The sequence below is a fragment of the Thauera phenylacetica B4P genome (genome assembly GCF_000310225.1).
GTDB lineage: Bacteria > Pseudomonadota > Gammaproteobacteria > Burkholderiales > Rhodocyclaceae > Thauera > Thauera phenylacetica.
On record NZ_AMXF01000363.1, the window covers coordinates 1 to 2693 of the forward strand.

At 73.5% G+C, this 2693-nt stretch carries 2 protein-coding genes; both read left to right on the forward strand.

What is annotated here, in order from left to right:
• Positions 1-840 (forward strand): response regulator (locus C667_RS21940; RefSeq protein ID WP_004385168.1); only part of this gene is annotated, 840 nt, incomplete at its 5' end.
• Between the two features lie 336 nt (positions 841-1176).
• Positions 1177-2598: an aldehyde dehydrogenase family protein gene (locus C667_RS21945; protein ID WP_004385169.1), complete on the forward strand. Its 1422-nt coding sequence runs from the start codon at positions 1177-1179 to the stop codon at positions 2596-2598.
• The last annotated feature ends 95 nt before the right edge of the window (positions 2599-2693 follow it).

Sequence of the window (2693 nt, forward strand, 5' to 3'; positions counted from 1 at the left end):
TACCCGCGCGCGGCCCCGGCGCCGCAGGCCTCGCCGCGGCCGCACGGCGCCCGCCGCCAGGCGAGCCTGCGCGTGCTGGTGGTGGAGGACGTGGAGCTGAACCGCAGCATCGTCGGCACGCTGCTCGAGGACGAGGGGCACAGCGCGCGCTTCGCGGTCGACGGCTACGGCGCGCTCGAGCTCCACGAGCGCGAGGCCTTCGACACGATCCTGCTCGACATCCACCTCCCGGACCTCGACGGCATGGAGGTCGCACGCCGCATCCGCCGCCATCCCGACGCGCGCAAGGCCGGCGTGCGCATCGTCGCGCTCACCGCCTCGATCACCACCGACGAGGTGGGGCGTTACCGCGAGGCCGGGGTGGACGCGGTCGTCGGCAAGCCCTTCGACTTCGACGAGCTGATCCGCAGCCTCCACGAACCGCGCGCGCCGCCCGTACAGCCCGTGCAGCCCCCGCTATCCGCGCCTGTGGAGGTGCCGGCGAGCGCCCTGGTCGACACGCGCCTGCTGGCCACGCACTTCGCCCGCCTCGGCGGCGACCGCCTGCGGCCGATGATGGACATGCTCGCCGAGCAGGGCCGCGCCGGGCTCGCCGAGTTCGCCGCGAGCGCCGACCCCGCGCTGCAACGCGAGCGCCTGCACCGGCTCGTCGGCATGGCGGCGAACCTCGGCCTGGTCGCGTTCTCCACGCGTTGCCGCGAGCTCGAGCGCACGCCGCTGCCGGCCGACCTGCGCGCCCAGGCCAGCGCGCTGCAGCCGCTGTTCGAGGACAGCATCGCGACCCTGCGCGCCTTCGACCCGCAGGACGTGGACGCGGTGGTCGAAGGCGCGGCGCGCTGAAGCCGCCCGCATCCCCCGCGGGCGCTACAACTGCGCACAATTCCGCACAAATCCTGAAAAGCTGGTTTACAGCGCGCGGCTAGTCTTCCCATCCACGGAGGCAGGGCACGGCCTGCGGACCCGCAAGCCCGTCCCCAAGGCAAGGAGCGTCCGCATCACGGATGCGCTCGCGCGACGCTCGGCGCGCCGGGATGACGGCCGCTGCCCTGCTGCCCGAGCACCTTCGACGCCGGCCGGCATCCGGTCTCCTCCCTCCCGGATGCCGGCCGCGACGGCGTCGGCGCTGCCGCCTCGAGCCCGTCACCACGCCCTCCAACCCCTGCCAGGATCCGTTCCATGAACAAGACGCCCTCCCTCGTCATCGACGGCCGCAAGCTCGCCGGCGACCGCGGCACCCTGCCGGTCATCGACCCCGCGCTCGGCGAGGCCTTCGCCGAGTGCCCGAACGCCTCCCCCGCGCAGCTCGACGAGGCGGTGGCGGCCGCCGGGCGTGCCTTCGAGCAGTGGCAGCACAGCACCTGCGCGGAGCGCCGCGCCTTGCTCGAAGCGATCGCCGCACGCATCGAACAGAACGCGCCCGAGCTCGCCGAGATCATCGTCCGCGAGCAGGGCAAGCCGCTCGCGCTCGCGCACATGGAGGTCGGCGGCGCGGTGGCGTGGACGCGCGCCACCGCCGCGCTCGAGCTGCCGGTCGAGGTCATCGAGGACCGCCCGGGCAAGCGCATCGAGCTGCACCGCCGCCCGCTCGGCGTGGTGGGCTCGATCACGCCGTGGAACTGGCCGCTGATGATCGCGGTGTGGCACATCATGCCCGCGCTGCGTGCCGGCAACGCGGTGGTGATCAAGCCCTCCGAGCTGACCCCGCTCAACACCCTGCGCCTGGTCGAGCTGATCGACGAGGTGGCGCCGCCCGGGCTGGTGAATGCGGTCGCCGGCGGCGGCGCGCTCGGGCGCGAGATCTCCGGCCATGCGGGCATCCAGAAGATCGTGTTCACCGGCTCGACGCGCACCGGCCAGGACATCATGCGCAACGCCGCCGACACGCTGAAGCGGCTCACCCTGGAGCTCGGCGGCAACGACGCCGGGATCGTGCTGCCGGGAACCGACATCGGCGCGATCGCCGAGGGCGTGTTCGGCAGCGCCTTCCTCAACATGGGACAGACCTGCGCCGCGCTCAAGCGCCTGTATGTGCACGAGTCGCAGTACGAGGACATGTGCCGCCACCTGGTGGCCATCGCCGCGCGGCAGAAGGTGGGCAACGGCCTCGACGAGGGCACGAGCTTCGGGCCGATCCAGAACCGCGACCAGTTCGAGCGCGTGTGCGAGCTCGTCGAGGACGCGCGCGCCGCAGGCGCCCGCATCCTGTGCGGCGGCGAACCCCTCCCCGGGAAGGGCTACTTCTACCCGCCGACCCTCGTCGCCGACATCGCCGACGGCACCCGGCTGGTGGACGAGGAGCAGTTCGGCCCGGTGCTGCCGGTGATCCGCTACCGCGACGTGGACGAGGCGGTGCGGCTGGCCAACGCCAGCACCAACGGCCTCGGCGGCTCGGTGTGGTCGGGCGACCCGGAGGCCGCGCGCGCGGTGGCGAACCGCCTGGAGTGCGGCACGGTGTGGATCAACGGCCACGCCGAGGTCTTGCCGCACTGCCCCTTCGGCGGCTGCAAGATGTCGGGCTTCGGGGTCGAGTTCGGCCTCGAGGGCCTGCTCGAATACACCCGCCCGCAGCTGCTCAACATCAACCTGCCGACCGCCTGAATGTCCGCCCCGCTCAGCTTCCTGCGCCGCCCGCCCGCGCCGCCGCCCACGGGCGCGGGCGCGACGTCGCCCCCGGCCCTGGCCGCGCTGCCCGC

Coding starts and splice junctions, on each gene's coding strand:
- C667_RS21945 (WP_004385169.1), top strand. CDS start 1,177: ATGAACAAGACGCCCTCCCTCGTCATCGACGGCCGCAAGCTCGCCGGC.